Here is a 26,963-nt window from a genome sequence, read left to right as displayed (position 1 = left end):
CATCGATCCGCAAAGCGTGAGCGACGGGGAGGGCTCCTCCGCTCACAATTCCTTCTCCGCCAGTTCCCTGAATGCGTCGGGCACCGAGCGGGCCGCTTCCAGGGCCACCGTACCGTAGCCGACCGCCTGTTTGCCGAAACGCTGGCGGATCTTGTCGATGGCGCGGTCGGCGCCAAAGCGCGCGAGGCCTTTTTGGCTGCCCGGGCGGCGCTTCTCGTCGGCGAGGCCGAGCGGCAGGTCGAGCTGCAGTTCGGTGCTCTCCTCCAGGTGCGAGACCGAGATCGCCAGCAGCGAGATCGTTTTCTCCCGGGGATGCTCGGCGAGCACGCCGCGCACCAAATCCCCTGCGATCTCGGCCAGCATGGCGGTCGCCGAGATCGGCTGTTCCAGCGTGATCGAGCGCGTGACGGCGCTGAGATCGGCAAAGCGCACGCGCACGGTTACCGTGCGGCCGGGGCGGTTCTTGGCGCGCAGCCGGCTGGCGACGCGATCGGCCAGATGCAGCAGTGTGGGCACGATCACTCGCGCCACGGCCGGCTTTTGCCCGAGAGCCGATTGCGCGCCGGCCGAGTGCGCCCGGCGCTTCGTCTCCAGCTTGCGCGGATCGCGGTTCCACGACAGCGCCGCGAGCTTTTCGCCGGCCGCGGGGCCTAGCAGCCGGGTCAGGGCGCCGCTGTGGGTCCGGGCCAGCTCGCCGATGGTCTCGACGCCGATCTCGGCCAAGCGCGCCCTGGTGGCCGGCCCGACGCCCCACATCAGCGAGACCGGCAAATCGTGCAGGAAGGCAAGCTCGGTGCCGGGCTCGACCACCACCAGCCCGTCGGGCTTGGCGACTTGCGAGGCGATCTTGGCCAGATGCTTGGTGCGCGCCACGCCGATCGAGATCGGCTGGCCGAGTTCGGCCCGCACACGGCCCCGGATCGCCGTCGCGATTTCCCGCGGGGAGCCGAACAGATGCGTGCAGCCGGCGACATCGGCGAAGGCCTCGTCGATGGAGATGCGTTCGACCACCGGCGTGAAATCGTCGAGCACCTTGATCGCCGCGTCGCCCAGCCGCTGGTAGTGGCTGAAATTGCCGCCGACGAAGATCAATTGCGGGCAAAGCTCGCGCGCCTTGCGTCCCGGCATGCCGCCGCGCACGCCAAAGGCGCGCGCTTCGTAAGAGGCGGCGAGCACCACGCCGCCGCCAACCGCGATCGGCTTGCCGCGCAGCGACGGGTCGAGCAGTTGCTCGACCGAGGCATAGAAGGCGTCGAGATCGGCATGCAGGATGGTGGCCGTCGTTTCCATCCTGTTCCGCTCATCCGCGATTGCTGATAGACAGGAACCTATAGTGAACAAACAGAGATCGTTGTCAATTGGGTCTTTGCTGCATCGGTGTCCTTTGGGCGTAACCGAGGCGCGTAAAGTGCCTCCTTTTCCACAGGGCGGAAGGAGGCAGCGCCACTTCCTAGACAACATGCTCCGCCCGCAGTGCCGCCTTCATCCGTTCCAGCGCCGGCTCGCCGCCGGCCGCCAGTTCGTCGGCGATACGGGCGAGTTTGTCGTCGGATTTGCGGTGCTTGCTGCCCCAAGCGCCGAGCGTGGCCAGCACCGGCAGGAGATCGATGCCGGCTTCGGTCAGCCGGTAGATCGCCTTCAGCCCGTGGCTAGGGTCGTCGCAGCGGGTGAGGATGCCTTCGTCCTGCAGCGTCTGCAGCCGCTCGGCCAATGTGCGCGAGGAGATGCCTTCATCGGATTGCAGGAACTCGCGAAAATGCTTTTTGCCGGCGAAGACCAGGTCGCGGATGATGAGCAGCGTCCAGCGGTCGCCGAGCAATTCCAGCGACAGGCTGATCGGGCAGCCGGATCTTTCACGCGTCGACATCTCTACGGTTCCATTTTTAAATCACTTTACTATTGACATCGTTCTTTCCATCAGTCAAATGGTTCCAAAAGTAAATCGTTGGGCCGCAACTTGGCCAGCAGGAGGACGTCATGAGTCAGGCCGTCGGGAAAATCAGCTCACCAAGAACCGTCGTGGTCATCGGGGCCACCAACGAGGTTGGCAAGGCGGTCGCCCAGGTCCTGACCAGGCAGGGGCATATTGTGCGCGGCGTGGCGCGCAGCCTGGGTGTCGCGCTTGACGATAGCGACGCGCTCGCCTCCGCCTTTTCCGGTGCCAACAGCGCCTATGTAATGATTCCGTTCGACGTCACGGCGCCAGATCTTCATGGCTTCGAGGATGAAGTCGGCGCGCGGCTGGCGGCGGCGATCGCGAAGTCAGGCGTGCGCCGCGTCGTGCTGCTCAGCGGCCTCAACGCCCATCTCAGGATGGGAACTTCGCTCGGCGCCGCCTTGATGGAGGACCGGCTGGCGGCGCTCGGCCTCGACGAACTGGTGTTTTTGCGCGCCTCATTCTTCATGGAGAACTTCGCCAAGGGCATGGGCTTTGTCCAGCAGGCCGCTTCCGGCATCTTCATGACGCCGTTCCGTGGCGATCTGCCGATGCCTTTGATTGCCGCCAGCGATGTCGGCCAGCGCGCCGCCGCGCTGCTGGACGCCACGCGCTTTCCAAGCGAGCGGATTATCGAATTGCATGGCGGCGGCTATTATACCTTCGAGCAGGCCACCGCGATCCTGGGCAGCGCGATGGGGAGGCAGGTCACTTACAAGGCGGCTCCATTCACTGAGGCGCGCGCCGGGATGATCGCCAACGGCCTGTCACCGAGCTTTGCCGATGCGCTCGGCGAAACGGCGGCGAGTTTCAACAAGGGTGAACGCTGGGCACTTGAGACACCGTCAATCCGCAACGCCACGCCGACCACTTTCGAGAGCTGGGCACAAGCCTTTGCCCGTGCGCAAAGCGCGGCGTGATCCTTCCTGCCTGGAATCCGGAAACGAGGAGAACCCCATGAAAAAGCTGATCCTTCAGATGCAGATGTCGGTCGACGGCTTTGTCGGTGCCAATGAGAACCACCCCTGGCAACTTTGGGGATGGGGCGACGACATCGGCTGGGACGAGGAACTGAAGCGTGATTTCAACGCGGTGTTTGCCGGCATCGACACCATCCTGCTCAGCCGCAAGATGGCTGAGGAAGGTTACCTCACCCATTGGGGCAACGCGGCGCGGAAATATCCGGCCGATCCGTTCTATGCCTTCGCCCAGCGTATCGTCGAAGCGCGCAAGGTGGTGCCGAGCGACAGGCTCGAGACCTCGCGATGGGAGCGCACGACGGTGGTAAGCGGCGACCTGCCGCGCGAGGTCAACGCATTGAAGGCGGGTGAGGGCGGCGACATGGCCGTCTTCGGCGGGGCGGGCTTTGCGTCGGCGCTGATCGCGGCCGGGGTGGTCGACGAGTTCCAGCTGTTCGTCAATCCGGCCGTGCTGGGCGCCGGCCGCCGCATCTTCGACCAAGGCGGGTTCCGAAACCTGCTTCTGCTCGGCTCGAAGTCTTATGCCTGCGGCATGGTGGTCAGCCGCTACGCGCCAGCGGGCTGATTACCGGCGTGCGGGCCGCACGCCGGTAAAAAGACGTTTGGCCGGAATCCTTTGCCCGCTTCTCTTCGTCTTCAAAGTGGGTCGCCGGAAGGGCGGCTGCATCAATGCTGAATGGAGAGACAGATGATCCTGGTGACAGGCGCCACCGGCCTGAACGGCAAGGCAATCGTGCGCGAGTTCGCGCGGCAGAAGCATCAAGTGAGGGCGCTGGTTCGCGATCTCAACCGGGCATCCGGGGCAGGGCTCGGCGGACTTGCCGGCGTCGAGCTGGTCGACGGCGACATGCGCCGGGCGGAGACGCTCGGCGCGGCCCTCGATGGTGTCGATCGCGTGCTGATGATTTCGACCGCCGCGCAAGACATGGTAGAGACGCAGTGCCGTTTTATCGATGCCTGCAGGCAGGCCGGCGTCGCGCATGTGGTGAAGTTTTCCGGTGCCGAATCCAACATCGGCTATGACGCGATGAAGTTCCGCTTCACGCGCATGCATGAGCAGGTCGAGCGCTATCTCGAAGGAGCCGGCATGGCGTGGACGCATCTGCGCCCCAGCCAGTTCATGCAGGCCTATCTGCGCGACGCGCCGACCATCGCCGCCGAGGGCGCCTTCTATCTGGCGCTTGGCGGCACCGAACTGTCGCCGGTCGATGTCGAGGACATCGCCAAGGTCGCCGTCCGGCTGCTGCGCGATGGCGGCCATGAAGGCGAGAGCCTCGACATGACCGGACCCGAGGCGCTGACGATGAGCGACATCGCGGCGCGGATTTCGCAGGCGATCGGCAAGCCGGTCCGCTACGTCGACATCAGCCCGCAGGACCGCCGGCGCAACCTGCTGGCCGCCGGCGTCCCCGCCGACTTCGCCGATGCGCTGGACGAGCAGTTGACCGAGCGCCTGCGGCGGCCGAAATCGCGGGTGCATCTGGCCACCCACGAGATGTTCGGCGTGCGCGCAACGCCGTTCGTCGAATTCGCCCAACGCCACGCGGCAATGTTGCGGGGCGGGGCGTAGGCCGCCGAAAAAACGCGGGCCGGCACGTATCCTTTTTGCCTGCCCGTCCGTCTCTTACCTGAAGGTCGCGCCGGACCGCGATCGGCCACCACGGAGAAACGGTCATGGCGAGCATGCAAAGTCAGGCAAACAGGAACCATTACGCCGCGCTCGCGGCCAATGCGGGCAAGTTGACCAGCCCGCAGGCGGTCATCGACTACAACGACGTCAATTGGACGGCGCTGACCGGCGAACCGGGCGGCGTCGACTATGTCGAGGTCGATGCCGGCGGCGTGCCGGCGATGTGGGTGGTGCCGAAGGGCGCCGACGAGCAGCGGGTGCTGTTTTACGCGCATGGCGGCGGCTTCATCGGCGGCTCGATCTACACGCACCGCAAGCTGGTCGGTCATCTCGCCAAGGCCATCGGCTGCCGGGCGCTAATCTACGACTATCCGCTGGCGCACCAAGCGAAGCATCCGGCCCAGATCGAGGCCGCGACATCGGCCTGGCACTGGCTCGTCGACCAAGGCTTCGACCCCAAGCGGATCGTGATCGCCGGCGACTCCTGCGGCGCGGTGCCGACCTATGACGTCCTGCAGCGGCTGCGCGCGCAAAGGCGGCCACTGCCGGTCGCCACGCTGATCATCTCCGGCTGGTTCGACATGGCGTTGACCGGCGCCAGCTACGAGACCAACCGCGACAAGGACCCGGCCTTCGCCAGGGAAGCCGTCGACTGGCTGGCGGCCAATTTCATCGGCGATGCCGATCGGCGCGATCCCGAAGTCAGTCCGCTCTACGCCGACCTCTCCGGCTTTCCGCCCGTCTTCCTGCAGGCCGGCGCCGACGAGACGCTGGTCGACGAAAGCCGCATGTTCGCCGAGCGGGCGAGGCAGGCGGGCGTCGAGACGCGGCTCGACGTCTTTGACGGCATGCTCCACTCCTTCCAGATGATGGCAGGGCGGGCGCCGGAGGCCGATGACGCCATTGCCCGCTTCGCCGCCTGGGTGCGGCCGAGACTGGGGCTGCCGGCTCCCGGTGAGAAGACCAGCGAAAAGGCGGCGTGAGCATGCGGCGGCTGATCGTGTCGAGTTTCGTCTCGCTGGATGGCGTCATCGAGGCGCCGATGACGTGGGCGTCGCCATTCTTCGTCGGAGAGAATGTGGACCATGCCTTGCGGGCGCTTTCGAACGTCGAGTTCTTCCTGCTTGGCCGCGCCACCTACGAGATGTTCTTCGCGCGCTGGCCCGGGACCAAGGGTCCGTACATGGACCGCATCAACGGCCTGAAGAAGCTGGTCGCCTCGACGACGCTGAAGACGGTGTCGTGGAATGCCGCGCTGATCGAGGGCGACGTCGCCGAGGCGCTCGCGGCGCTGAAACGCCAGCCGGGGGGCGACATCCTGAAATATGGCGTGTCGCAGCTCGACCGCACCTTGCTTTCCACTGGGCTGGTGGACGAGTATCATCTGTCGATCGTGCCGACATGGGTCGGGCAGGGCAAGCGCGCCTTCGACGACGTCGGGCCGATCGATCTCGAACTGGTCGACATCAACCGTTTTGCCAATGGCGTGGTGACCCTGACCTATGTGCCGCGATGAACCAGCAGATCCGCAAATCCCCCGACACGGCACGAGGCATGCGGGTCTGGCCTGAGCCCGACCGCGTGTTCGACCTGCGCTATGCCGCGTTCCTGGAGACGGTTTCGCATCTGCGCGCCAGGCTGCATCGCTATTGCGCCCGCATGACCGGCTCGGCGCTGGATGGCGAGGACATCATGCAGGAGGCGCTGTTCGAGGCCTATCGCAAGATCGAGCTGCTCGACGATGCGCAGGCGCTGCGGCCGTGGCTTTTCCGCATCGCGCATAACAGGTGCATCGATTTCATCCGCAATCGCCGCACGCGGCACGCGGCAGAGGCCTTCTATGCCGACGACGACGTGGTGCAGCCGGTCGAGCCGGCCGGTCCGGGCGCCGGCCGCGCCATCGAGCGGTTGGTGGTGCATCTGCCACCGAAGGAGCGCGCCTGCGTGCTGCTCAAGGATGTCTTCGACCATTCGCTGGAGGAGATCGCCGAGCTGGTCGGCTCGACACCGGGCGGCGTCAAATCGGCGCTCAATCGCGGCCGCGCCAAGCTCGCCGCTCTACCCGCGCAACCGGCCGCGGCGCCGCCACACGATCCCGAACTGGAGCGGCTGCTTGATCGCTATGTCGCGCTCTTCAACGCCAGGGACTGGGACGGCGTGCGGGCACTGACCAGCGCCGATGCACGCCTCCAGGTGTCGGACTGCTACAGCGGCTTGCTGTCGGGTTCGCCCTACTTCGTCGAATATGAGCGCAGCGACCTGCCCTGGCGCGTGCGGCCAGGCGCGTTCGAAGGGGAGATGGTGCTGGTCGTCGACAGGCAATATGGCGAGGTCTGGCGGCAGGCATATCTGGTCCGGATCGGCGCCACGGGCGGGGTGATCGACAGCATCAGCGACTATTATTCCTGCCCGTGGATCCTGGAGATGGCAAACGCGGAGGGGATCTATCCTGGCCTCCTCGCCGGTATCGTTTCCCTGCCTACTTCACCGAGTCCACCGCCGCCAGGATAACATCGGCGACTTCGCGGGGCTTGGCGAGCATGGCGACGTGGCTGGTCGGCAACTCGGTGACCTTGGCGCCGATCGCCTTCGCCATCGCGGCCTCGGCCGCCGGCGGGATCATTCCGTCGTGCCTGGCGACGATGTACCAGCTCGGCTTTGTCTCATACGCGGCCGCGGTGAGCTTTTCGTCGAAGATACCGGAGAAGGCTGGTCCCTGGGTGGCGGCGATCACCCCGATTTCCGCCGGCGGCAGGTCCTGCGCGAAATATTTGGCGACACCCTCGGCGCTCAACCTGAGATAGCCGCCGCTGTCGGGTTGCAGCGCGCTTGCCCAGGGCGGCGGCGGCTGACCCTTGCCAAGCTCGTTGATCGACACGCCCTTTGGCGGCGCGAAGGCGGCGACGTAGACCAGCGCCTTGACCTTGTCGTTCACGCCGGCCTGGCTGATGACGACGCCGGCCCAGGAGTGACCGACGAGAATGACCGGACCCGGCTGGGCATCAATGACGCGCATGGTTGCGTCGACATCGGCGGCAAGCGAGCTCAACGGATTTTGCACAGCCACCACATTGAGCCCCTTGGCCTGCAGCAAGGGAATGACCTTGCTCCAGCTCGATCCGTCGGCGAACGCGCCGTGCACCAAGACGACCGTTTTCTTCGGGACATCGGCGGCTGACGCCGGTGCTGTCGCCGCCAGGAGAACGGCGCTTCCAAGAGCCAGGAAATGCGTTAACGGCATAGAATGTCTCCCATCGTCGCGACGGGCCGCACCCTTGCTGGGCGCGATCCCGTTCGGCTTCATCGTTACAAAGGTCGGCCCTGGCAGAGCCCGCGGTGGTCGCTGAAGCCGTGCTGTTACTTGGCGAGGAAGTCTGTAATCAGCGTGACGGTGGCGTCCGGGTTTTCCTCCATGATCCAATGGCCCGATGCAGGCACGATGGCTCCGGTCACGTCACTGGCGACCAACCGCAAGATGTCGGCCTGCGTCGTGCCGGCCGATTTTTCCGCACCCGCCGCGAGCACTGGCATGGTCAGCTTGCCGCCCGTGGTGAGCATCGCCTGATTGTCGATCGCATCCTGGTCGAATGCCTTGAACTGCTCGAAGGCGTCGTGCATGGCATGTGGCCGGGCGTAAAGCTTGGCGTAGTGGACGCGCGTCGCCTCGTCGATTTTCTTGGGATCGGCCGACAATTCGTTGTAGAAGCGGTCGAGGTAGATGCGCTCGCGGCCCGCCACCAGCCGTTCCATGTCGGGGCCGCGGAAGTTGAAATGCCACAGCAGCGGGCTCTGCTTGATCTTGTCCCAGTCGCCTATGCCCGGCAGCGGCGCGTCGATGACAACCCATTTGGTGATGCGCTTCGGATACTGCGCGGCCAGCGCATAGCCGACCATGTTGCCGATGTCATGGGTGACCAGGTCGGCGTTGTCGATCTTCAGCGCGTCCATCACGCCGGCGATGTCGACGGCTTGGTTCTTCTTCGTGTAGCCGTCGTCGGGATGCGCCGAAAGGCCCATGCCGCGCAGGTCCGGCACGATCACGGTGTGGTCCTTCATCAACGCTATCGCAGCCGGCGCCCACATGTCGCCGGTGTCGGCGAAACCATGCAGCAGCACGACCGCCGGCCCTTGTCCGCCGACACGGACGTTCAGGCTGGTGCCGTTGGTCTCGATCGTCTGCGTCTTGAAGCCGGCCGGAAACGCGACAACGCGCGCAGAGGCCGGAACACTCATGGCCAGCAGACCAAGGACGACAACGAACGGACGAAACATGCTGCACTCTCCGAGCTTTTGTTCTGTGATCGCGGTATCGCGACCTGCACAATTATGGCACCATGTCCTTGATTTCGTTAGGTGGCTGTCGCCTGATGGTGAATTTGGGAAAGCCGAACAATGCTGAAGCTCGAATCGGCCGCCGCGTTTGTCGCCGTAGCGGAATCCGGTTCGATCAGCGAAGCGGCCAGGCGCATGAGCCTGTCGAAATCCGTCATCAGCGAGCGACTGTCGGAACTGGAGCGCGGCCTCGGCACAAAGCTGCTGGACCGCACCACCCGCAAACTCTCCATCACCGAGGCGGGACGAGGTTTTTACGAGCGCGCCAAGCGCATCATGCAGGAGGTGGCCGATGCCCGCGCCGAAATCGCCGAGCGCCGCGGCGAACTCGCCGGGCCGCTCAGGATATCGGCGCCGACCAGTTTCGGCATCCTCCATCTCGGCCCGGCGCTATATGGCTTCCTGGCCAAGCACCCGGGAATTGAACTGACGCTCGATCTCGAGGATCGTTTCGTCAGCATGGTGGCCGATGGCTACGATGCCATTGTGCGTCATGGGCCGGTCGTCGAAGATGGACCTGTCATCGTCAAGAAGCTGGCTTCCAGCCGTCGCTTCCTGGTGGCCTCGCCGGATTATACCGAGCAATTCGGGTTGCCGGTGACCACCGATGACTTGAAGCGCCACAAGGGCATCATCTATTCCATCCGAGGTGCCGCCGACTGGCGGTTCAAGATTTCGCGGCGGCTGGTGACGATCCGCCCGGAAACCGCGCTGCGCGTCAACAATGGGATTTTGATGCGCGACGCCGCGCTTGCCGGCCTGGGCCTGGCGCTGCTCCCCGCCTACTTCATCCGCACCGAGATCGCCGACAAGCGATTGACGGTCGTCGATGTGGATGCGGAGCCTGAAGGAGCCACCATCTATATCGCTTGTCCCGAGGATCGGCGCGGATCCGCCAAACTGCGCGCACTTACCGCATGGCTGCGCAACGCTTTCGGCGATCCGCCCTATTGGGAGCATGAGCCGGCGCTCACTTCGCATCGTGAAAAATGATGCCGACCGTGTGGCGCATGCCGGAGCGCAGGCGGCTGACGCCGTGGCGCAGGTTGACGCGGTAATTGCCCTTCGTGCCCTGCACCGGCCGGTTGTGGACCGCGAAAGCCACCGCATCGCCCTGGCGCAAAGGCACCACTTCGACCCGGCTCTGCATGCGCGGCCGCTGTTCGGTCAGGGCGAATTCCCCGCCGGTGAAATCCTCGCCCGGTTCGGAAAGCAGGATCGCCACCTGCAGCGGGAAGGCAAGGTCGCCATAGAGGTCCTGGTGCAGGCAGTTGAAGTCGCCGGGCACATATTTCAGCAAAAGCGGCGTCGGCCTGACCTGGCCCGCGGCATGGCACTGGTCGAGAAACGCGCCATGCGTGGCGGGGTAGCGCATGGCGATCCCCATGCGCTCGTTCCAGCGGTTGGCGACCGCGGCCAGCCTGGGATAGAGCGCGCCGCGCAGGCCGCCGACCAGATCGGGCAAGGGATAGCGGAAATAACGGTATTCGCCCTTGCCGAAACCGTGCCTGGCCATGTGGATGTGGCTGCGGAAATGTTGCTCCTGCGGATAGAGGCCGGCGAGTTGCCGGCACTCATCGGCCGAGAGCAGCTTTTCCATCACCGCGCAGCCGAAGCTGTCGAGCTCGGTGGCGAGCGCCGGCCAGTCATAGGCGGCGATGCGTGTCTCGGCGGCTGCGACCAGCGATGGCGCGACCCTGGCGTCGGCGTTCATATCGCGGCCTCCCTTTCCAGCAAGGCGCGCTTGCGCTCGATGCCCCAGCGGTAGCCGGACAGCGAGCCGTCGGCGCGCAACACCCGGTGGCAAGGAATGCCTAGCGCGATGACGTTGGCGGCACAGGCCGTCGCCACGGCGCGGGCGCCATCCGGCATGCCGAGGCGCCGGGCAAGGGCGGTGTAAGTGACGGTGGCACCGCATGGGATGGCGCGCAGCGCCTCCCACACGCGCTGCTGGAAGGGCGTGCCGTGGCGCATGTCGAGCGGCAGGTCGAGACCGGCGCCGGGCGTTTCGATGAAGCGCGCTATCGCCGCGAGATCATCGCGCAGGCCGGCCGCGTCTTCGAGCAGCACCCTGCCGGGGAAGCGGTTGGCGAGGTCCTGCCGCAACGTGCCGGCGTCGGAGCCGATGAGGATGGCGCAGACGCCGATGGGGCCGCGCGCCGCCAGGATGTTTCCAAGCGCGGACTGGCCGATGGCGTAGCTGATGGTGTCAAGGACGCTGGTGGTTGTCGCCTGCATATCGGTCTGAATGTGGTTCATTGCCTTCACTCCTGTCTATGCCTTGACCCTAACGAACTGGCCGGTGCCGCTCACTCCGATGCTTGCTTTCAAATTCAATCCAGGGGGCTGAACGGCGAAAGCAAGTGCGGTTTTGGACCGCCTCAAGCGACACGGGTGACGCCGACCTCGTCCAGCAAAAAAACTTCGCCTGATATCAGCCGCAGCTCGAACTCGCCGGTCGTCGTGCGGCTCCACTCGGCCTTGCCATCCTCGACAAGCGTGCCGATGACGGCCAACACCAGCGCCTTCGCGTCCTCCAGGCTGACGGCAGCGCCGTTGGCGACCTGACCGTTCGCACCGGTGGTGGAAGAACTGGCCATCGCGCGCATTGCCGTCAGGCCCGCGAGGACCGCGAGGCATTGTCCGCAGCATCGCCGGCCTCGCGGTCGAGCAGCGCGCGTTTGCGCTCGGCGCCCCAGGCATAGCCCGACAGGGCGCCATCCTTCCTGATCACACGGTGGCAAGGGATGGCGACCGCGAGGGCGTTGGCGGCACAGGCGGCGGCGACGGCGCGGGTTGCGTTCGGCGCGCCGATACGGCCGGCGATCTCGGCATAGGAAACCGTGCGGCCAGCCGGGATGTCCCGCAAGGCCTGCCAGACGCGCTGCTGGAACGCGGTGCCGCGCACGTCGAGCGGCAGGTCGAGACCGAGCGCCGGCGCCTCGACGAGGCCAACGACGCGGGCCACCAGCGCCTCGTAGTCGCTGTCGGCACCGACCAGCCGCGCCTTGGGGAAACGGTCCTGCAGGTCGCGCACCAGCGCGTCGGGGTCCTGGCCGAGCAGGATCGAGGCGACGCCTTTCCGGCTCGATGCGACCAGGATGGTGCCGAGCGAGGTTTCGCCGACGGCGAAGCGGATCTCTTCGTTGGCGCCGCCGGCGCGATAGCGCGTCGGCGTCATGCCGAGCATGCCGGTCGATTTCTCGTAGAAGCGCCCGCTCGAATTGAAGCCCGCATCGTAGATCGCCGATGTCACGCTGACGCCGTTTTCCAAGCCCTGGCGGACCCGGGCGGCACGCCGGGCCGCTGCATAATCCTTCGGCGTCAGCCCGGTGACCGCCTTGAAAATGCGGTGGAAATAGCCGGGGCTGCGGCCGGCGGCATCGGCCAGTTCGATCAGCGACGGTTCAACCTCGCTCTGCCCGATCCTGCGGCAGGCATCGGCGATCATCGCGGCGTTGGCGACCTCGAGCGAAGGGCCGTCCGGATTGCAGCGCCGGCATGGGCGAAAGCCTGTCGCCCTCGCCGCCTGTAAAGTGTCGTGCAACTGGACATTGGCTGGGTTGGCGCGCCGCGACGGACAGGAGGGCCGGCAATAAATCCCCGTCATCGCCACCGAATACCAGAATGCGCCGTCGGCCGACTTGTCGCGGGCGACAATGCGCGCCCAGCGTGGATCGTCGGCCAGCAGCGGCGCGGGTTGCAGATGTTTGGCCAGAGCGATGAACATGGCTGGCATTGAAGCCGCCAGAAGCCAGCCCCGCCACCCGTTTCCTGCCAACTGTCAGGAGGCGCACGCGTGATTGGAACCGGGATGTTGCATGTGAGCGCAGCCGAGACGCCTGCACAGACGGGACCGGCTCCTACGCCGCGCGTTTGGGTTCCACCGCGAACGGGCTCAGCCCCAGCCAGGCCTGCATCTTCCTGCCGATGGCCTGGTCGCCGGTCAGGGCGACCTTCGGGCCGGCCTTCTCGACGGTGAGCACTCCCATCCAGATCGCCGTCATCGTGTGCAGGTCGGTCGAGACATAGAGGTCGACGTCGAAGCCCGGATCATACCAGCACAGATCGACTTCGCCGTGCTTTTCGACGATCAGCCACCAGGAGCGTTTGGAGGCGGGGAGTTCCTGATACAGAAATTGTATCACCGTTCGTCCTTCCGGCAGCGGCGAGGGGTTCAAATTGCGCCGCATGTCCCACATCAGCAGCGACGGATCGAGGTTCTTGAGGGACAGGCGGGACTCGACCCATTTCTGCCCCCAGAAGCCCATCGCCTCGACGACCGGGCGCAAATCGCGGCCGGCTTCCGTCAGCCGATAGTCAAAAATTCCTCTTTCTCCCGGGACCTCCTTGCGCTCGACGATCCCCGCCAGCTCGAGCTCCTTAAGCCGTTGCGACAGAAGGGTCGGCGACATTTTGGGCACGCCGCGGCGCAAGTCGTTGAAACGGGTCGAACCGGCCACAAGCTCACGCATCAGCACCATCGTCCAGCGGGTGCACAGCACCTCGGCGGCCATCGATAGCGGGCAGAACTGTTTGTATCCGTGCTGGGTCATGACCGTGCCTCTCCCTAGAACCTGCGGGCAACATTAGTCCTTCGTGATTGAAGCGGCGAGTACAGAAACTGTACCGGCCTAGTACAGATCGCGGACTGGTCGGCTCGGGTCCCGCCATGCGAGCCCTCTGGACGGTTGCACGGATATCCCTGTGCGCCGCAACCAGGAGACGACAATGACTGCTTACGTTATCGCCGACATCAAGATGAAGGACCCGAAATGGGTGCCGGCCTATGCCGCCTCGGTGCACGACCTCGTCCACAAGCATGGCGGCAAATATCTGTCGCGCAGCGGCAATGTGAAGACGCTCGAAGGCAAGCCGCTCGACACCACGCTGATCGCCCTGATGGCGTTCCCGTCGGAAGCAGCGGCGCGCGCCTTCACCACCGATCCGGCCTACGCGCCTTTCGTTTCGGCCCGCCAGGGCGGCAGCGACAGCCGTTTCCAGCTGATCGACGACACCGATCTGGCCGGAACGATCCCGTATCTGCCGAAGGGATGATCCCTCCCGGCATTCCTTGCACCGTATCCGGGATCACCAAGCAACAACAGCCACGGCGCTTGCCTGCCGGGCCTCCGTATTTTCGGCGGCCGGCCCGCTGTGCTTTTTTAAGAAGAATGGAACAAACATGATACGCGATTTTCGCAACGGGCTTTTCGTGGCAGGGGCCATTCTGGCCGCCTGCACCACCTTTGCCCAGGCGCATCAGGAGGCGGCTGAAACCACGTCCGGTGCCAATCCGCTGGCCGAAAAGGTGCGGGCCGCCAACAGCCGGTTTCTCGATGTCAACGCCGCGACGGCGGAAGGCTATGCGCCCATTCCCTGCGCCAGCGGCATCACCGGCGGCGCCATGGGCATCCACTATGTCAATGGCGGGTACCTGAAGGACGACAAGATCGACATCGCCCGTCCCGAAGCGGTGATGTACGAGCCGATGGCCGACGGCACGCTGAAGCTGGTGGCGGTCGAATACATCACCTCGAAGGGGCCGGCGTCGCTCGAGGGACAGCTGTTCAACTTCAACAGCGCGCCCAACCGCTATGGCCTGGGTGAGTTCTACGAACTGCATGTCTGGGCCTGGAAAGGCAACCCGACCGGCACGTTCGCCGACATGAACCCGAAAGTGTCGTGCGAACACGCGATGGCGCCGAGCCAGTAAGCGGCATAGCCAGGCGGCGGCAATGCCGCCTGGCCCCCACCTCGGTTCTGCGTGAGATTTCTCAGGCGGGCTTGATGAGGCCGAGCTGGGTAAGGGCGGTGACGCCGTCGTCGAGACCGATTTCCTCGACGATCCTGCCGTCGATCACCTTGAGCACCGTGGTGCCGGTGAAGCGCATCATGCGGCCGGTGGCGGCGGGCAGCGAACCGATGAGAAAATCGCCGAAGGCCGGGCCGGTATGCGTGCCGCCGCCCTCCCATTGGCCGACGACATAGTCGCCCTCGGCGATGAGATCGGCGGTGGCCCAGAAGTTGAGATCCGGGAAGGCTGCGCGAAAATCGGTCATGAAGGCCTTGATGTCGTCGCGCCCGCGGCGCGGCTCGTGCAGCGAGTATTTGAGCAGCATATCGGGGGCCGCGACGGCGTCGACGACGGAGAGGTCGCAGGTTTCACCCCAGAAGTCGGTGAACCATCTGATGACGACGGCCTTGTTGTCTTCCTGCTTGGTCATTGGGAGGTCCTTTTCCTGTCTTGCTTCGTGATCACCGGACTGGCTGGTGAACACGGCCATTCCTATGACCAATCGAGCCGGGCCAAACTCCGGTTCTTGCCGGCTAATCGAAAGGCTGATGCCAAGATTGTCGCTAGGAGCGTGGACATCCCCCCTCCGCGGCCCGGTAACGGTTTCTTTTCTGGTTTTGCCGCAGATTGCCGCGGGTGGAGCGGGCAAAACGGACGAATGGCGGGTCAGGATAAGAAAAGTCGCAGCGGAGCGTTCTGGGCCAAGGCCTTGGAGCGCGCCCATCTTGGCGTCTGGGACTGGGATCTCAGCACGGGGGACTGCTTCTATTCGGCGACCTGGGCCCGGATGCTGGGTTACGAGGACGGCGAACTCGCCAATACCAGTGACCTGTGGCTGCAGCTTACCCATCCCGACGACCGGGAACGGGCGCAGGCCAGCGGCGACCGCCACATTGCCGGGCTGACCGACGCCATCGAGACCGAACTCAGGCTCAAGCACAAGCAGGGCCACTGGGTTTGGGTGCTCGACCGAGGCGGCATCGTCGAGAGCGACGCCGACGGGAAGCCGCTCAGGCTGATGGGCGTGCAGACCGACATCTCCAAGCAGAAGGCGGCCGAAGCCGCGCTCGAACAGGTCAATATCCGCTTTCGCCTGGCGCTTGCCGCCAGCGGCACCGGCATCTGGCACTACGACATCGCTACCAACAAGAGCTATTGGGACGCGCGCACAAGAGAGATATTCGGCCTCGTCGCAGTGACCGACGAGGTGACGGCCGATCTCTGGCACAGCTACCTGCATCCCGACGATAAGGACGCCGCCGAACGCGCCCACAGGGTGCCATTGGGAACCGACGGCGTCATCGCCGCGCAGTACCGCATTATCAAGCGCGACGGCCAGATCCGCCATGTCGAATCGCTGCTGCGCTTCATCGCCGCCGCCGGTGCCACCGGCCAGGTGCTGGGCACCGTGCGCGACATCACCGAGGACAAGCTGCGCGAACAGGAGCTTGCCTTCGCCGCCCGCCACGACGCGCTGACCGGCCTTTGGAACCGCGCCGCCTTCGACCGTCTGCTCGCCCACCATATCGCCACGGCCGTGCCGCTGGCGGTGTTCTATGTCGACCTCGACTACTTCAAGGCCCTCAACGATTTCGCCGGCCATGCCGCGGGCGATCTGGCGCTGAAGAGCGTCGCGGCGGGTATCGGCCGCTGCCTGCCGCCATCGGCGCATGCGGCGCGGCTCGGCGGCGACGAGTTCGCCCTGATGGTGCCCGATTGCGACGCCGTGCAAGCCGAAGGTCTGGCCGGCGCCATCCTGGCGGCCGTGCGCGACGCCGATCTCGGCCTTGCCGCGACGTCGCGCCGGCTGGCGGCCAGCATCGGCATCACCGTCGTCCGCGACCGTGCCACCACGGTTGCCGACGCGCTGGCCTGCGCAGACGATGCCTGCTACGCGGCCAAGGCCGCCGGGCGCGATCGCTTCGCGCTGTTTTCGACCGATGCCGTCTCCGGTTCGGCCGGCCTCAACGCGGCGCGGCTCGCCGCCGACACGGTCGACGCCATGGATGACGGCAGGCTGAAATTGTTCGGCCAGCAGATCCACCGGCTGGGCAGGCCCTGGGAAGAGAGCCGCCATGTCGAGGTGCTGGCGCGGCTTGCCGGACAAGGCGGCCGGCTGATCCCGCCCGGCGAGTTCATTCCGGCGGCGGAGCGCTTCGGCGTTGCCGCGCGGCTCGACCGCTGGATCATCCGCACCGCCCTGTCTCGGCACGGCGCGGCGATGAAGGCCGGCGCGATCACGCTCGGCTTCAACCTGTCGGCGCAGACGCTGAGCGATCCGGGACTATGGGACTTTGTCGACCGGGTCATCGAGGAAACCGGGACGCCGCATTCCGGCATCGGCTTCGAGATCACCGAAACCGCCGCCATCACCAATTTCGACGCCGCCGAGGCGTTCGTGCGCAAGGCGCGCGAGCGGCGCTGCCGGGTCAGCCTCGACGATTTCGGCGCCGGCATGAGTTCGTTCGAATATCTCAGGCGCTTTCCGGTCGACGCCATCAAGATCGACGGCTCCTTCATCGAGCACGTCACCGAAAGCCGCTTCGACCGCGAGATCGTGCTGGCCATCACCAGCATTGCCCGCAGCCTCGGCTGCGCCGTGGTGGGCGAGAAGATCGAGCGGCAGGACACGGTGGCCATGCTGGCCGATATGGGCGTCGAGTTCGGTCAGGGTTTTCTGCTGCACCGGCCCGAACCGCTGGAGCGGGTCGTGGCGCAATCGGCGCGAATGGCGGGTGCCGCGTCGAGACGCAAGGCGTCCTGAGGGATCAAATGCATGTCGCTCCAAAAGCGGCCCGGAGCGACATGCGTGAAGACGAAGATTTGATCCGCGCGGGCTGAACAACGCCACGCGTGCTGTTCAGCCGAGTCGGCGTGCCGACGCTCGCGGAAATTCCAGCACCCCGGGTTCCGGCTTCCTGTGTTGTGCTTCCGCTACCATCTCGATCAACAGGTCGAGGGCCTCGCATGTGGCGCGGCTCGTCTCGTCATTGCCGCGCAGATAGTGGTAGGCGCGTTCGAGATGGAGACGGGCGGCTGAAAAATCGCTGGTCAATGGTTCCCTCCATGATCCCGCCCTGATGGATATTGGCCTGCCTGGCGCAAGGTGGGGTAAATATCCACAGGCGCCTTTTATTCAAATGCCGGCGAACGTCGTGCTGCTGGCGGCGCCATCGTGTCAGGAGTGACGGCCCTGCCGGCTTTGCGCGGTTTGGCGGCTTGTCTAGACTGCGCTCTTTTGCCCGAGGTGAAATCGATGATCGTCCAAGCCTGCATCAACGGCGCGCGTTCGCGCGATTTCCATCCCAGGCTGCCGCTGACGGCAAAGGCAATGGCCGGCGATGCGGCTTCCTGCGTCGCCGCCGGTGCCGCCGAACTGCACATCCATCCGCGCGGCGCCGACGGGCGCGAAAGCCTGGCGGCGGCGGATGCGACGGTCCTTGCCGTGCGCCAGGCCTGTCCGGGCACATTGATCGGCGTGTCGACCGGCGCCTGGATCGAGAACGATGTGGCGCGCACCCGCGCGGCGATCGCCGCCTGGCGGGAACTGCCCGACTATGCCTCGGTCAATCTTTCAGAAACCGACGCGCCCGCCGTGATGGAGTTGTTGCGCAAGCAGGGCGTCGGCATCGAGGCGGGGCTGGCCACGACGGAAGATGCCGAGCGCTTCGTGACGCTCGCCGATCACGGCCGCGTACTGCGCATCCTGATCGAGATCGACATACCGGACCTGCCTGCAGCCCTCGACGAGGCGCACGGCATCGCCGCCATTCTCGAACGCGCAGGCGTGCGGCGGCAGATCCTGCTGCACGGCGTCGACGGCACGGTCTGGCCGTTCGTGGACCTTGCGCGGCAAAAGCGCTGGTCGACACGGGTCGGGCTGGAGGACGGCAAGACACTCGCCGATGGAACGGTGGCGAGGGACAATGCCGAGATCGTGGCCGCGGCCGCCGCGAATTTCCACTCCACGAGTATGAGCTGAACCTTGTCGGGCCGCGCGCCGGCGAACTCGGCGATGCCATTCGCTCGGGCAAGGCGATTGAGGAACAGCTGAAATAAGGCCACATTCGCGGGCGAGGAGAGATGTCCAACGTTTCGGAGCTCTCGCATGTCATTGTCCGGCACGACAACCCGCTATGGGCGCCTCGCCCAGGCATTTCATTGGCTGACGGCATTGCTGGTGCTCATTGCCTTCCTGGTCTCGGCGGGCGGTCCGCCGGAGCGGGTCTATTCAGCGGCCAGGGCGTCGACGCTGCTGCTGCACGAGTCGCTCGGCTTCACCGTTTTCTGCTTGCTGGTCGTTCGCCTGATCTGGCGCCGGTTCGACCGCATTCCCGATGCCCCGGCCATGCCGTCCTGGATGGAGGTCGCCTCGAAGGCAACGCATTGGGCGCTTTATGCGCTGCTGTTCGCCGTTCCGGCGACAGCCATGATCGGCGCCTTGTTCGGCGGCCACCCGGTCACTGTCTATGGGCTGGGAGCTATCGGTCCGTTTTCCGGCAGCTGGGGCGCGCCGCTGGCGGAGATTCACGGCACGCTCGGCGACGTCATGATGTGGATCGCCGGCCTGCACGCGGCCGCCGCCATCTTCCACCATTTCTTCCTTCGCGACCGGGTGCTGAGCCAGATGCTGCCGGGCCTGCCCGATCCATCGTCGCGGCAGGGCGGCTGAACGCGGTCAGTCGAGAATGATGCGGATCGCCCGATCGACGACCGGGTGCAGGCCGCTGGCCCGTCGAAGCCGCAATACGGAAGTTTCTGAAATAGCCGAACCCTTATTTCAGAAACCTGGTGAGAAATTGAAATACCTTTTGGAAGTTGGTCGAATCTGACATAACGATTTTCTTATTGTAGAAATCGTGGACGTTTCTGAATTATGGATTTGTCGTCTTACAAGGCGGGGCAGTACGAAAAGCGGTTGGAACATCGCAGCTTCGTGCCGACCTCGATCAATCATCCCTGGATCGTCTCCGACCCGAACATCATAGAGGTGCTTGGCCGCGCCGATCGAGCATTGGGTGAATTGAATGCGTTCGCACAACTCGTTCCCGACATCGATTTTTTCATCAGCATGTATGTTGCGAAGGAAGCAACCCAGTCCAGCCGGATCGAAGGCACCCACACCAATATCGAGGACGCTTTCAAGCAGATCGAAGATTTGTCTCCTGAGGCACGCGACGACTGGGAGGAGGTGCAGAACTATATCCAAGCGATCAATAGCGCCATTACCAGCCTGGAGCGCCTGCCTTTCTCCAACAGGCTACTGAAGGAAACTCACGCCATCCTCATGCAGGGGGTGCGCGGCGACACCAAGCAACCCGGCGAATTTCGAACCAGTCAGAACTGGATTGGCGTGAGTCTAAGAAACGCGGTCTTCGTGCCCCCGCATCACGAGCATGTTCCCGAGCTCATGAGCGATATGGAAAAATTCATCCATGCCGACAGCCTGCGCGTACCGCCACTCATCCGCATTGCGATCGCCCACTATCAATTCGAAACCATCCATCCGTTCCTGGATGGCAACGGGCGGCTGGGCCGCCTGATGATTTCGCTTTACCTCGCCTCGCAGGGGCTTCTTGTCAAACCCGCGCTCTATCTGTCCGACTATTTCGAGCGCAACAAGACAGCGTATATCGATCACCTCATGGCCGTACGCGAGGGCAACCATATGCGCGACTGGCTGATTTTCTTTCTCCACGGAGTTGAAGAGACAGCGCGTGCGTCTGCTGACGTGTTCCGCAAAATTCTGGTGCTTAAAGAGCGGATAGAACGGGAAACGCTGCCGCGCTTCAGCCATCGCCGTCAAGGAAACGCGCAACAACTTGTAAGACATCTCTACAGGCAACCATTGGTCGACGTGAAGGGTGTCACCATTCTGTTGGACACGACGACAAACACGGCTACGTCATTGATTGCCGATCTCATAAGCCACGGCGTTCTAATCGAAGTCACCGGCCAAAGACGCAATCGGTTTTTCGTGTTCGAACGATACCTCCAGCTCTTCGAGAGGCGCAGAGATGGCTGACGTCCGCGCATAGATCGCGTGAGGCCCTCTGACGGCAGCAGTTCGATTTCCTACCCCTCCCTAAGATCACAGCCGCAAGATTGTCGCGATCGCTTGATCCACCACCGGATGCATGCCGCTCGCCTGGAAGGAGAGGCGATTGCCGGAGCCGACATTGCTGGTCATGGCGATGGTGAGGTCCGTCTCGGGATCGTGCAGCATGACGGCGACATAGCCCGGAATGCTGCCCTGGTGCCCGTAGAAGGCGCGGTCCGCATAGGTGCTCTGGAACATGCCCGCGCCCGTCTCGCGCATGCGGGTGCCGGGGAAACTCGCCGGCACGCGGTGTTCGAACATCTCGGCGAAGAACCGCAGCGACAACAGTCCGCCGGAGAACAGGCCGCGCATGAAACCCACCATGTCTGACGGCGTCGACACCATGTCGCCGCAACCATAGGCGGCGCCGAAGGGGAAGGAGTCGGAGGAATCCTGCAGTTCATTGGAGTAGGGCAGCACGCCGTCCATGCGCCACATCTCGCCGCCCGAGGAGATGTCGGTGGGCGCGTTCGGCGCCGGCGGCGGCCGGTGGTAATAGCCGCGCACCATCGATTTATCGGGGAAGGCCTCGGTCGCCGGCGACCAGGTGTTGTTCAGGCCGAGTGGCTCAAGGACCGCGCTTCTGACATAGGCGCCCAGCTTCTGGCCGGTGACGGCCTCGATCACCATGCCGGCCAGGACATAGCCGGTGTTGTTGTAGACGGCCGGTCCGCCCGGTGGCTTCTGTTTGTCGGAGGCGAAGGCGATGTCGACCAGCTGTTGCGGCGTCCATTGCCGGCTCGGGTCCATTGGAATGTAATATTCGAATTCCGGCAGGCCGCTGCGATGGTTGACCAGCTGGCGTACCGAAATGGTTTTGGCGCCAGGCAGGTCCGGGAACCAGGAGGCGATCGGCGCGCCAAGGTCGAGCTTGCCGGTCTCGGCGAGCTTGACCAGGGCCGCGGCGACGAAGGTCTTGGTGCAGCTGCCGATCTTGAACAGCTGGTCCGACGTGACGGGCGTGCCCTGCGCGCGATCGGCGAGGCCTGATGTGAGCGCGGTTGGTGTGGTGTCACCCCTGGCATAGGCGATCGACGCACCCACCGCGCCATCGGCGATGTAGGTGGCGAGAAGAGCGTTCAGGTCTTTTGGCATGGTGGTCTCGCTTTGTGGATCGCGGGATCTTCGCAAAATCGGCCGCGTAGGGGCCGGATGAGGGGGACACCCAGCGTGACAAGCCTCACTCCGCAATATCGACGGCGGCGAAATTCTGCCGGCCGAAGGGGTCGAGCACGTAATTCAGCACGCTCTTGCGGATCGGGATCGCCACCATCGAATGGGCGATCGGCGCAACCGGCACCTCGGCCTTCAGGATGGCCTGCGCCTTTCCATAGATCGCGGCGCGTTCCTTCGGGTCGGCGGCAACGCGGCCCTCGTCGAGCAGCTTCTCGAAATGCTTGTCGCACCAGCGCGAGCGGTTGGAGCCGCCCTTCACGCCGTCGCAGGAGAGCAGATAGCTCAGCATGTTGTCGGGATCGCCATTGTCGCTGCTGCCGCCGAGCAGGAAGGCGTCCTGTTCGCCCGCCGCGGTGCGCTTGAGGTATTCGCCCCATTCGAAGCTGACGATCTCCGATTGCACGCCGACCTTCGCCCAGTCGGCCTGGATCATCTCGGCCATGCGCTTGGCGTTGGGATTGTAGGGGCGCGACACCGGCATCGCCCACAGGCTGATCTTGAGGCCGCTTTCATGGCCCGCTTCCTTGAGCAGTTTCTTGGCGCCATCCGGATCGTACTCGATGCCGGCATCGGTGACGGCGCCGAGCTGCGCCGGCGGCACGACGCTGCCGGCCACCGTGCCGGCGCCGGCATAGACCGCATCGACGATCGCCTTGCGGTCGACGGCCTTGGCCAGGGCCGTGCGCACGCGCACGTCGCCCAGCGGCTGGTGCTCGACATTGAAGCCGAGGATGCCGATGTTCTGGCCCTTGAGATCGAGAACCGTGATGTCGGGATCGCTGCGCAGGTCGGCGACAGCACTTGGCGGCGGCGGCGCGGCGACCTGGCATTCATTGGCCTTGATGCGCTCGACGCGGGTGGTCGGCTCGGGCGTGACGGCGAAGACCAGCGTGTCGATCTTCGGCGCGCCGCGCCAGTAATCCTTGTTTGCGGCATAACGGACCTGGCTGTCGGGCACATAGGCCTCAAGCACGAACGGTCCGGTGCCGACCGGCATGCTGTCGATCAGCTCCGGCGTGCCGGCCGCGACCATCTTTTCGGTCTGCTCCAGCGACAGGATGGAGAGATAGTCGAGTGCCAGCCCGGCCAGGAATGTGACGTTGGGAGCCGTCAGCGTGAAGCGCACGGTGTAGTCGTCGACCTTGTCTATTCTGTCGATCAGCGTGCCCATGCCCAGCGCGTTGAAGTACTCGTAAGAGCCGCCGCCAAGCTTGTGATAGGGATTGTTGGCGTCGCGCTGGCGGTTGAAGGTGTAGAGCACGTCGTCCGCGTCGAAGTCGCGCGTGGGCGAAAAATGCTCGTTCGACTGAAACTTCACGCCGTGCCTGAGATGGAAAGTGTAGGCCTTGCCATCCGACGAGACATCCCAGCTTTCGGCGAGCGCCGGGCCGACCTCGGTGGTGCCCGGCTTGAACTCGACCAGCCGGTTGAAGATCGTCTTGGCGGCGGCGTCCATGGTGGAATCGGCGATGCCGATCGCCGGGTTGAAGGTCTCGGGATTGGCTTCCGAGCAATAGACCAGCGTCTTGGCGTAGGCCTGTCCGCCGAGAAGGACGGATGAGGCCAGAACGGACGTGGCCAGGAGGGACGTGGCCAGAAGGGACGGGGCAAGCACCGCGCGCAGAGATTTCATCGCAAACGCTCCTGATGACACTTCGGGGTTGAGGGAAGGAACTTCATGGCGTCGTCGCCGGGGTAAGGAAGCGATCGGGCGCCAGCGCCCCAGCGGTGACGCCGAGTGCGGTGACGTCGTCGGGCAGGGGCTCGCCGCGCATCAGCGCCGCGCTCAGCCTGGCCAGCGTCAGCGACACCTGAAAACCGTAGCCACCTTGGCCGCCGAGCCAGAAGAAGCCGGGCAGGCGCGGGTCGAAGCCGGCGACCGGCGTGCGGTCGGGAGCGAAGGTACGCAGGCCCGCCCACGGCGTCGACGGGCGGCCGATGCGCATAGACGTCGCCTGTTCGATGCGGTCGACGGCGATGGCGACGTCGATATCCTCGGGATACGCATCGCAAGGCTCGGAATCCGTCTCGTCGGCGAGCGAACCGATCAATCTGCCGGCATCGGGCTTGAAGTAGAACTGCTCGTGCAGGTCGACCACCAGCGGCCAGCCGGCGATGTCCAACCCGGCGGGCGGATCGAACAGGAAGGCGGTGCGCCGTTTCGGCTGGAAGCCGAGGCCCGGGAGTCCCACCATGCCGGCGACGACATCGACCCAGGCGCCGGCGGCGTTGACGATGATGTCAGCCGAGTAGACGCCGGCGCTTGTTTCAACCCGAAAAGCGCCGCCGTCGCGTGAGATGGAGCGGACCTCCTCGCCGGTGCGGATGGTGCCGCCGCTGGCTTTGAGCTTGGACGCGCAGGTCGCCAGCATCTTGTCCGTGTCGACATCCACCGCATCCGGCTCATAGACGCCGCCGCAGGTGGCTTGCTGGGCAATGACTGGAACCAGCGCGTGGAGCTCGGCCGCCGAGAGGCGGCGCACTGATGGCACCAGCGCCTGCAAATCACGAGCCAGCTTGTCGATGGCGGCATCGTCACCGGTCCATCCGACATGCAGCGCGCCACGCCGGTGGGCGACGAAACCGCCCTCGACGATTGCCTGCCGGCTGGCCAGCGTCAGCCCGCGCACGAGGCGGTTGCCATAGGTCTCGGTGAACAGAGCGGCGGAGCGTCCGCTGGCGTGGTAGCCGAGATGCGGTTCGCGCTCGATGACGGTGACTTCGGCCGAGGCCGCCACCTCGGCGGCAAGTGAGAGGCCGGCAATGCCGCCGCCGATGACGACAATCTTTTGGAAGGACTTTGACTGCATTCATCAGTCGTAAAAATATTTTCGTATCCAGTCAACATTTAGCGTATAAGAAAATTTCGGTGTTGTTGATGGCTGCGGGGAGTTCGACTACCTAGGGTGGAGCGGCGCGATCCCGCGCCTTGGAGCTGGCAATGTCGGAGCAACCCAATCTCGGTGATTGTCTGCGGGCTTTGAGAAAAACCCATGGCTGGACCTTGCAGGAGGTCAGCGCGCTGACCGGCGTCGCGGTGTCGACGCTGTCCAAGGTCGAAAACGACCAGATGTCGCTGACCTACGACAAGCTGCTGCAGATCTGCGAGGGGCTCGGCATCCATGTGACGGAACTGCTGAGCGGCGACCGCAAGCAGCCGGCAGCGCGCACCCGCCGTTCGGTGACCTCGCAGTCCAACACGCTGCGCCAGCTGACCCGAAATTATGACTACCGGTATCTCGCCACCGACTTGGTGCGCAAACGCATGGTGCCGATTCACGCCTATGCGCGCGCCCGCACGCCGCAAGAATTCGGCCCGCTGACCAGGCATGCCGGCGAGGAATTCCTGATCGTGCTCAAGGGCGAGATCGAACTGCATACCGACCAGTACGCGCCGGTGCGGCTGAAAGCGGGCGAGAGCGTCTACATCGATTCCACCATGGGCCACGCCTATCTGTCGGTGGGCGAGGGCGACGCCGAGATGCTGTGCGTCTGCTCCGGCGACGAGCCCGATATGGAAGGCACGCTGCTGAGCGAGCTGGAGACGGTTGAAGGATAGGGCGCAGCTCACCGCGCAAGTTTTCTGCAGCTCGATTCAGGCTTTCTCGTTCGAATTGCGCGGCGAAACCGGCTATAGGACCGCTGAAACCGTAGCTCTCGCCAATCTGAAAAGGAAATCCGATGAGTGTAGAAAAGACAGCCGTCATCGTGGCCGGCGGCAGCGGCATGGGGGCGGCGACGGCCAAACGGCTGGCGGCGGATGGTTTCAAGGTCGCCATCCTGTCCTCGTCCGGCAAGGGCGAGGCGCTGGCCAAGGAGCTTGGCGGGCTCGGCGTCACCGGCTCCAACCAGTCGAACGACGATCTGCAGCGGCTCGCCGACCTGACCCTGGAGCGCTATGGCCGCATCGACGTGCTGGTCAACAGCGGCGGCCATGGACCGCGCGCGCCGATCCTGGAGATCACGGACGAGCAGTGGCACACCGGCATGGACGTCTACCTGATGAACGTCATCCGGCCGGTGCGCATCGTGGCGCCGCAGATGGTCAAGCAGAAGGGCGGCGCCATCATCAACATCTCGACGGCCTGGGTAGCAGAACCGAACGCGATGTTCCCGACGTCGGCCGTGTTCCGCGCCGGCCTTGCCGCCTACACCAAGATTTTCGCCAACACCTACGCGGCCGACAATGTGCGCATGAACAATGTGCTGCCCGGCTGGATCGACAGCCTGCCCGCCACCGAAGAGCGCCGCGACAACGTGCCGATGCAGCGCTATGGCACATCAGAGGAGATCGCCGCGACGATCGCGTTTTTGGCGTCGGACGGGGCAGGGTATATTACCGGGCAGAATATCCGCGTGGATGGGGGTGTGATCCGGGCGCTGTGAGAGGCGGCTGGCGGCGATCCCATACCTCTCAGATTAGCCGAAGCCCTCCCTCCCTTCGTCATCCTAGGCGTAGCAAGGAGCGAAGCGACGCCGCGCAGACCCTAGGATCCATGCCGCGACGTGGGCCGAAAAAATACGGCGAACGAGGATAGTCCCCGGACGGGTTGGCGGTTACCGTCAACGCATGACCGGCTATGTTTACATGACCGCGAGCCAGAAGGGCGGCACCATCTACATCGGTGTCACCAACGATCTCGGTCGCCGCATGCCGGAGCACAAATCCGGCGAAGGTTCGCGCTTCACCAGGCGCTACGGTGTGCAGCGGTTGGTCTGGTACGAGGAACATTTCGACATTCGTGACGCCATTCAACGCGAGAAATCGCTGAAGCGCTGGTCGCGACAATGGAAGATCGAACTGATCGAGAAGACCAATCCGGAATGGTTCGAGCTGTTTCGCGGAACAGGTTGGTCGCGGTTTGATGGCGTTTCGTCGGAGGTTGGAGCCAGGTTCGGCACAGTTTTACCCGTCGCAAGCGTCGCGGCATGGATCCTAGGTGTCTAGTCCCGGAGTGTGGGGGAATCAGTCATGCTGATCCTTCATTCAGGGATAAGCTATGGGACAGATA

General features: G+C 64.6%; 29 protein-coding genes and 1 pseudogene. 16 read left to right on the top strand and 14 right to left on the bottom strand.

Annotated elements, in window-relative coordinates; genetic code table 11:
* Positions 1 to 42: 42 nt before the first annotated feature.
* Both dinB and FJ954_RS22895 read right to left on the bottom strand, forming a co-directional pair.
* Positions 43 to 1,290 carry a DNA polymerase IV gene (dinB, locus tag FJ954_RS22900; RefSeq protein WP_140663322.1) on the bottom strand — a complete coding sequence of 416 codons (1,248 nt, stop codon included), beginning with the start codon at positions 1,288 to 1,290 and terminating at the stop codon, positions 43 to 45.
* A 160-nt stretch (positions 1,291 to 1,450) separates the two neighbouring features.
* Positions 1,451 to 1,867 (bottom strand): helix-turn-helix domain-containing protein, encoded by a 417-nt coding sequence (locus FJ954_RS22895; protein WP_140663321.1) that lies wholly within the window; start codon positions 1,865 to 1,867, stop codon positions 1,451 to 1,453.
* Positions 1,868 to 1,977: 110 nt separating this feature from the next.
* Here FJ954_RS22895 and FJ954_RS22890 point away from each other — a divergent pair, with 110 nt between their 5' ends.
* The 6 genes from FJ954_RS22890 to FJ954_RS22865 all read left to right on the top strand — a co-directional run bounded on the left by FJ954_RS22890 (position 1,978) and on the right by FJ954_RS22865 (position 7,057).
* Positions 1,978 to 2,856: an NmrA family NAD(P)-binding protein gene (locus FJ954_RS22890; protein ID WP_140663319.1), complete on the top strand. Its 879-nt coding sequence runs from the start codon at positions 1,978 to 1,980 to the stop codon at positions 2,854 to 2,856.
* A gap of 37 nt (positions 2,857 to 2,893) precedes the next feature.
* Positions 2,894 to 3,481 (top strand): dihydrofolate reductase family protein, encoded by a 588-nt coding sequence (locus tag FJ954_RS22885; RefSeq protein ID WP_140663317.1) that lies wholly within the window; start codon positions 2,894 to 2,896, stop codon positions 3,479 to 3,481.
* Positions 3,482 to 3,604: 123 nt separating this feature from the next.
* On the top strand, positions 3,605 to 4,486 hold the full coding sequence (locus FJ954_RS22880; RefSeq protein ID WP_140663315.1) for an SDR family oxidoreductase: 882 nt from the start codon (positions 3,605 to 3,607) through the stop codon (positions 4,484 to 4,486).
* Between the two features lie 104 nt (positions 4,487 to 4,590).
* On the top strand, positions 4,591 to 5,529 hold the full coding sequence (locus FJ954_RS22875) for an alpha/beta hydrolase (RefSeq protein ID WP_140663313.1): 939 nt from the start codon (positions 4,591 to 4,593) through the stop codon (positions 5,527 to 5,529).
* 2 nt (positions 5,530 to 5,531) lie between these two features.
* Positions 5,532 to 6,062: a dihydrofolate reductase family protein gene (locus FJ954_RS22870; protein WP_015316987.1), complete on the top strand. Its 531-nt coding sequence runs from the start codon at positions 5,532 to 5,534 to the stop codon at positions 6,060 to 6,062.
* Entirely contained in the window at positions 6,059 to 7,057 is a 999-nt protein-coding gene (locus FJ954_RS22865; RefSeq protein WP_140663311.1) for a sigma-70 family RNA polymerase sigma factor, read from the top strand. The genes FJ954_RS22870 and FJ954_RS22865 overlap by 4 nt, the downstream gene beginning before the upstream one ends.
* Here the strand turns inward: FJ954_RS22865 and FJ954_RS22860 are convergent.
* Complete coding sequence (locus FJ954_RS22860) at positions 7,026 to 7,787, bottom strand: alpha/beta hydrolase (RefSeq protein ID WP_140663310.1); 762 nt, start codon at positions 7,785 to 7,787, stop codon at positions 7,026 to 7,028. The two genes, FJ954_RS22865 and FJ954_RS22860, sit on opposite strands and share 32 nt — an antisense overlap.
* Positions 7,788 to 7,903: 116 nt before the next feature.
* Positions 7,904 to 8,818, bottom strand: coding sequence for an alpha/beta hydrolase (locus FJ954_RS22855; RefSeq protein WP_140663308.1), 915 nt, complete (start codon positions 8,816 to 8,818; stop codon positions 7,904 to 7,906).
* A 120-nt stretch (positions 8,819 to 8,938) separates the two neighbouring features.
* On the opposite strand from FJ954_RS22855, the gene FJ954_RS22850 reads away from it, so the two are divergent.
* Positions 8,939 to 9,871: a LysR family transcriptional regulator gene (locus tag FJ954_RS22850; RefSeq protein ID WP_140663306.1), complete on the top strand. Its 933-nt coding sequence runs from the start codon at positions 8,939 to 8,941 to the stop codon at positions 9,869 to 9,871.
* Here FJ954_RS22850 and FJ954_RS22845 read toward each other — a convergent pair.
* The 5 genes from FJ954_RS22845 to FJ954_RS22825 form a co-directional block, all read right to left on the bottom strand.
* Entirely contained in the window at positions 9,849 to 10,592 is a 744-nt protein-coding gene (locus FJ954_RS22845) for a 2OG-Fe(II) oxygenase (protein ID WP_140663304.1), read from the bottom strand. The two genes, FJ954_RS22850 and FJ954_RS22845, sit on opposite strands and share 23 nt — an antisense overlap.
* Positions 10,589 to 11,137 carry a methylated-DNA--[protein]-cysteine S-methyltransferase gene (locus FJ954_RS22840; protein ID WP_140663302.1) on the bottom strand — a complete coding sequence of 183 codons (549 nt, stop codon included), beginning with the start codon at positions 11,135 to 11,137 and terminating at the stop codon, positions 10,589 to 10,591. The genes FJ954_RS22845 and FJ954_RS22840 overlap by 4 nt, the downstream gene beginning before the upstream one ends.
* A gap of 122 nt (positions 11,138 to 11,259) precedes the next feature.
* The gene (locus FJ954_RS22835) at positions 11,260 to 11,478 is read right to left on the bottom strand and encodes a hypothetical protein (RefSeq protein ID WP_224526894.1); all 219 of its coding nucleotides are present in this window, start codon (positions 11,476 to 11,478) and stop codon (positions 11,260 to 11,262) included.
* Between the two features lie 14 nt (positions 11,479 to 11,492).
* Positions 11,493 to 12,608: a bifunctional DNA-binding transcriptional regulator/O6-methylguanine-DNA methyltransferase Ada gene (ada, locus tag FJ954_RS22830; protein ID WP_140663604.1), complete on the bottom strand. Its 1,116-nt coding sequence runs from the start codon at positions 12,606 to 12,608 to the stop codon at positions 11,493 to 11,495.
* 133 nt (positions 12,609 to 12,741) lie between these two features.
* Complete coding sequence (locus tag FJ954_RS22825) at positions 12,742 to 13,434, bottom strand: helix-turn-helix domain-containing protein (RefSeq protein ID WP_140663300.1); 693 nt, start codon at positions 13,432 to 13,434, stop codon at positions 12,742 to 12,744.
* A gap of 175 nt (positions 13,435 to 13,609) precedes the next feature.
* Between FJ954_RS22825 and FJ954_RS22820 the strand changes: the two genes are divergently transcribed.
* Both FJ954_RS22820 and FJ954_RS22815 read left to right on the top strand, forming a co-directional pair.
* Complete coding sequence (locus FJ954_RS22820) at positions 13,610 to 13,936, top strand: DUF1330 domain-containing protein (RefSeq protein WP_015316997.1); 327 nt, start codon at positions 13,610 to 13,612, stop codon at positions 13,934 to 13,936.
* Positions 13,937 to 14,063: 127 nt separating this feature from the next.
* Positions 14,064 to 14,594, top strand: a complete 531-nt coding sequence (locus FJ954_RS22815) for a hypothetical protein (RefSeq protein WP_181171340.1) — start codon at positions 14,064 to 14,066, stop codon at positions 14,592 to 14,594.
* 61 nt (positions 14,595 to 14,655) lie between these two features.
* On the opposite strand, the gene FJ954_RS22810 is transcribed toward FJ954_RS22815, so the two are convergent.
* Entirely contained in the window at positions 14,656 to 15,105 is a 450-nt protein-coding gene (locus tag FJ954_RS22810; protein ID WP_140663299.1) for an ester cyclase, read from the bottom strand.
* Positions 15,106 to 15,333: 228 nt separating this feature from the next.
* Here FJ954_RS22810 and FJ954_RS22805 point away from each other — a divergent pair, with 228 nt between their 5' ends.
* Entirely contained in the window at positions 15,334 to 17,439 is a 2,106-nt protein-coding gene (locus FJ954_RS22805; RefSeq protein WP_140663297.1) for an EAL domain-containing protein, read from the top strand.
* A gap of 96 nt (positions 17,440 to 17,535) precedes the next feature.
* Here the strand turns inward: FJ954_RS22805 and FJ954_RS22800 are convergent, their stop codons facing one another.
* Entirely contained in the window at positions 17,536 to 17,730 is a 195-nt protein-coding gene (locus FJ954_RS22800; protein ID WP_023774040.1) for a hypothetical protein, read from the bottom strand.
* A 201-nt stretch (positions 17,731 to 17,931) separates the two neighbouring features.
* Between FJ954_RS22800 and FJ954_RS22795 the strand changes: the two genes are divergently transcribed.
* The 3 genes from FJ954_RS22795 to FJ954_RS22785 all read left to right on the top strand — a co-directional run bounded on the left by FJ954_RS22795 (position 17,932) and on the right by FJ954_RS22785 (position 20,700).
* Entirely contained in the window at positions 17,932 to 18,657 is a 726-nt protein-coding gene (locus FJ954_RS22795; RefSeq protein ID WP_015317001.1) for a 3-keto-5-aminohexanoate cleavage protein, read from the top strand.
* 126 nt (positions 18,658 to 18,783) lie between these two features.
* Positions 18,784 to 19,347 carry a cytochrome b gene (locus FJ954_RS22790; RefSeq protein ID WP_140618036.1) on the top strand — a complete coding sequence of 188 codons (564 nt, stop codon included), beginning with the start codon at positions 18,784 to 18,786 and terminating at the stop codon, positions 19,345 to 19,347.
* A 204-nt stretch (positions 19,348 to 19,551) separates the two neighbouring features.
* Positions 19,552 to 20,700, top strand: a complete 1,149-nt coding sequence (locus tag FJ954_RS22785; RefSeq protein ID WP_015317003.1) for a Fic family protein — start codon at positions 19,552 to 19,554, stop codon at positions 20,698 to 20,700.
* A gap of 66 nt (positions 20,701 to 20,766) precedes the next feature.
* Here the strand turns inward: FJ954_RS22785 and FJ954_RS22780 are convergent, their stop codons facing one another.
* The 3 genes from FJ954_RS22780 to FJ954_RS22770 all read right to left on the bottom strand — a co-directional run bounded on the left by FJ954_RS22780 (position 20,767) and on the right by FJ954_RS22770 (position 24,761).
* Positions 20,767 to 21,870 carry a serine hydrolase domain-containing protein gene (locus tag FJ954_RS22780; RefSeq protein ID WP_140663293.1) on the bottom strand — a complete coding sequence of 368 codons (1,104 nt, stop codon included), beginning with the start codon at positions 21,868 to 21,870 and terminating at the stop codon, positions 20,767 to 20,769.
* 85 nt (positions 21,871 to 21,955) lie between these two features.
* Positions 21,956 to 23,584, bottom strand: coding sequence for an ABC transporter substrate-binding protein (locus FJ954_RS22775; RefSeq protein ID WP_140663291.1), 1,629 nt, complete (start codon positions 23,582 to 23,584; stop codon positions 21,956 to 21,958).
* Positions 23,585 to 23,627: 43 nt separating this feature from the next.
* Positions 23,628 to 24,761 (bottom strand): FAD-binding oxidoreductase, encoded by a 1,134-nt coding sequence (locus tag FJ954_RS22770; protein ID WP_140663289.1) that lies wholly within the window; start codon positions 24,759 to 24,761, stop codon positions 23,628 to 23,630.
* Between the two features lie 131 nt (positions 24,762 to 24,892).
* Between FJ954_RS22770 and FJ954_RS22765 the strand changes: the two genes are divergently transcribed.
* The 3 genes and pseudogenes from FJ954_RS22765 to FJ954_RS22755 all read left to right on the top strand — a co-directional run.
* Entirely contained in the window at positions 24,893 to 25,510 is a 618-nt protein-coding gene (locus tag FJ954_RS22765; RefSeq protein WP_015317007.1) for an XRE family transcriptional regulator, read from the top strand.
* 122 nt (positions 25,511 to 25,632) lie between these two features.
* On the top strand, positions 25,633 to 26,337 hold the full coding sequence (locus tag FJ954_RS22760) for an SDR family oxidoreductase (RefSeq protein WP_140663287.1): 705 nt from the start codon (positions 25,633 to 25,635) through the stop codon (positions 26,335 to 26,337).
* Positions 26,338 to 26,521: 184 nt separating this feature from the next.
* Positions 26,522 to 26,806 (top strand): annotated as a pseudogene (locus FJ954_RS22755) (GIY-YIG nuclease family protein); the annotation flags it as partial.
* Positions 26,807 to 26,963: the final 157 nt, after the last annotated feature.

Source organism: Mesorhizobium sp. B2-3-15 (assembly GCF_006442875.1).
GTDB lineage: Bacteria > Pseudomonadota > Alphaproteobacteria > Rhizobiales > Rhizobiaceae > Mesorhizobium > Mesorhizobium australicum.
This window is presented reverse-complemented; position numbering and strand designations above follow the sequence as displayed.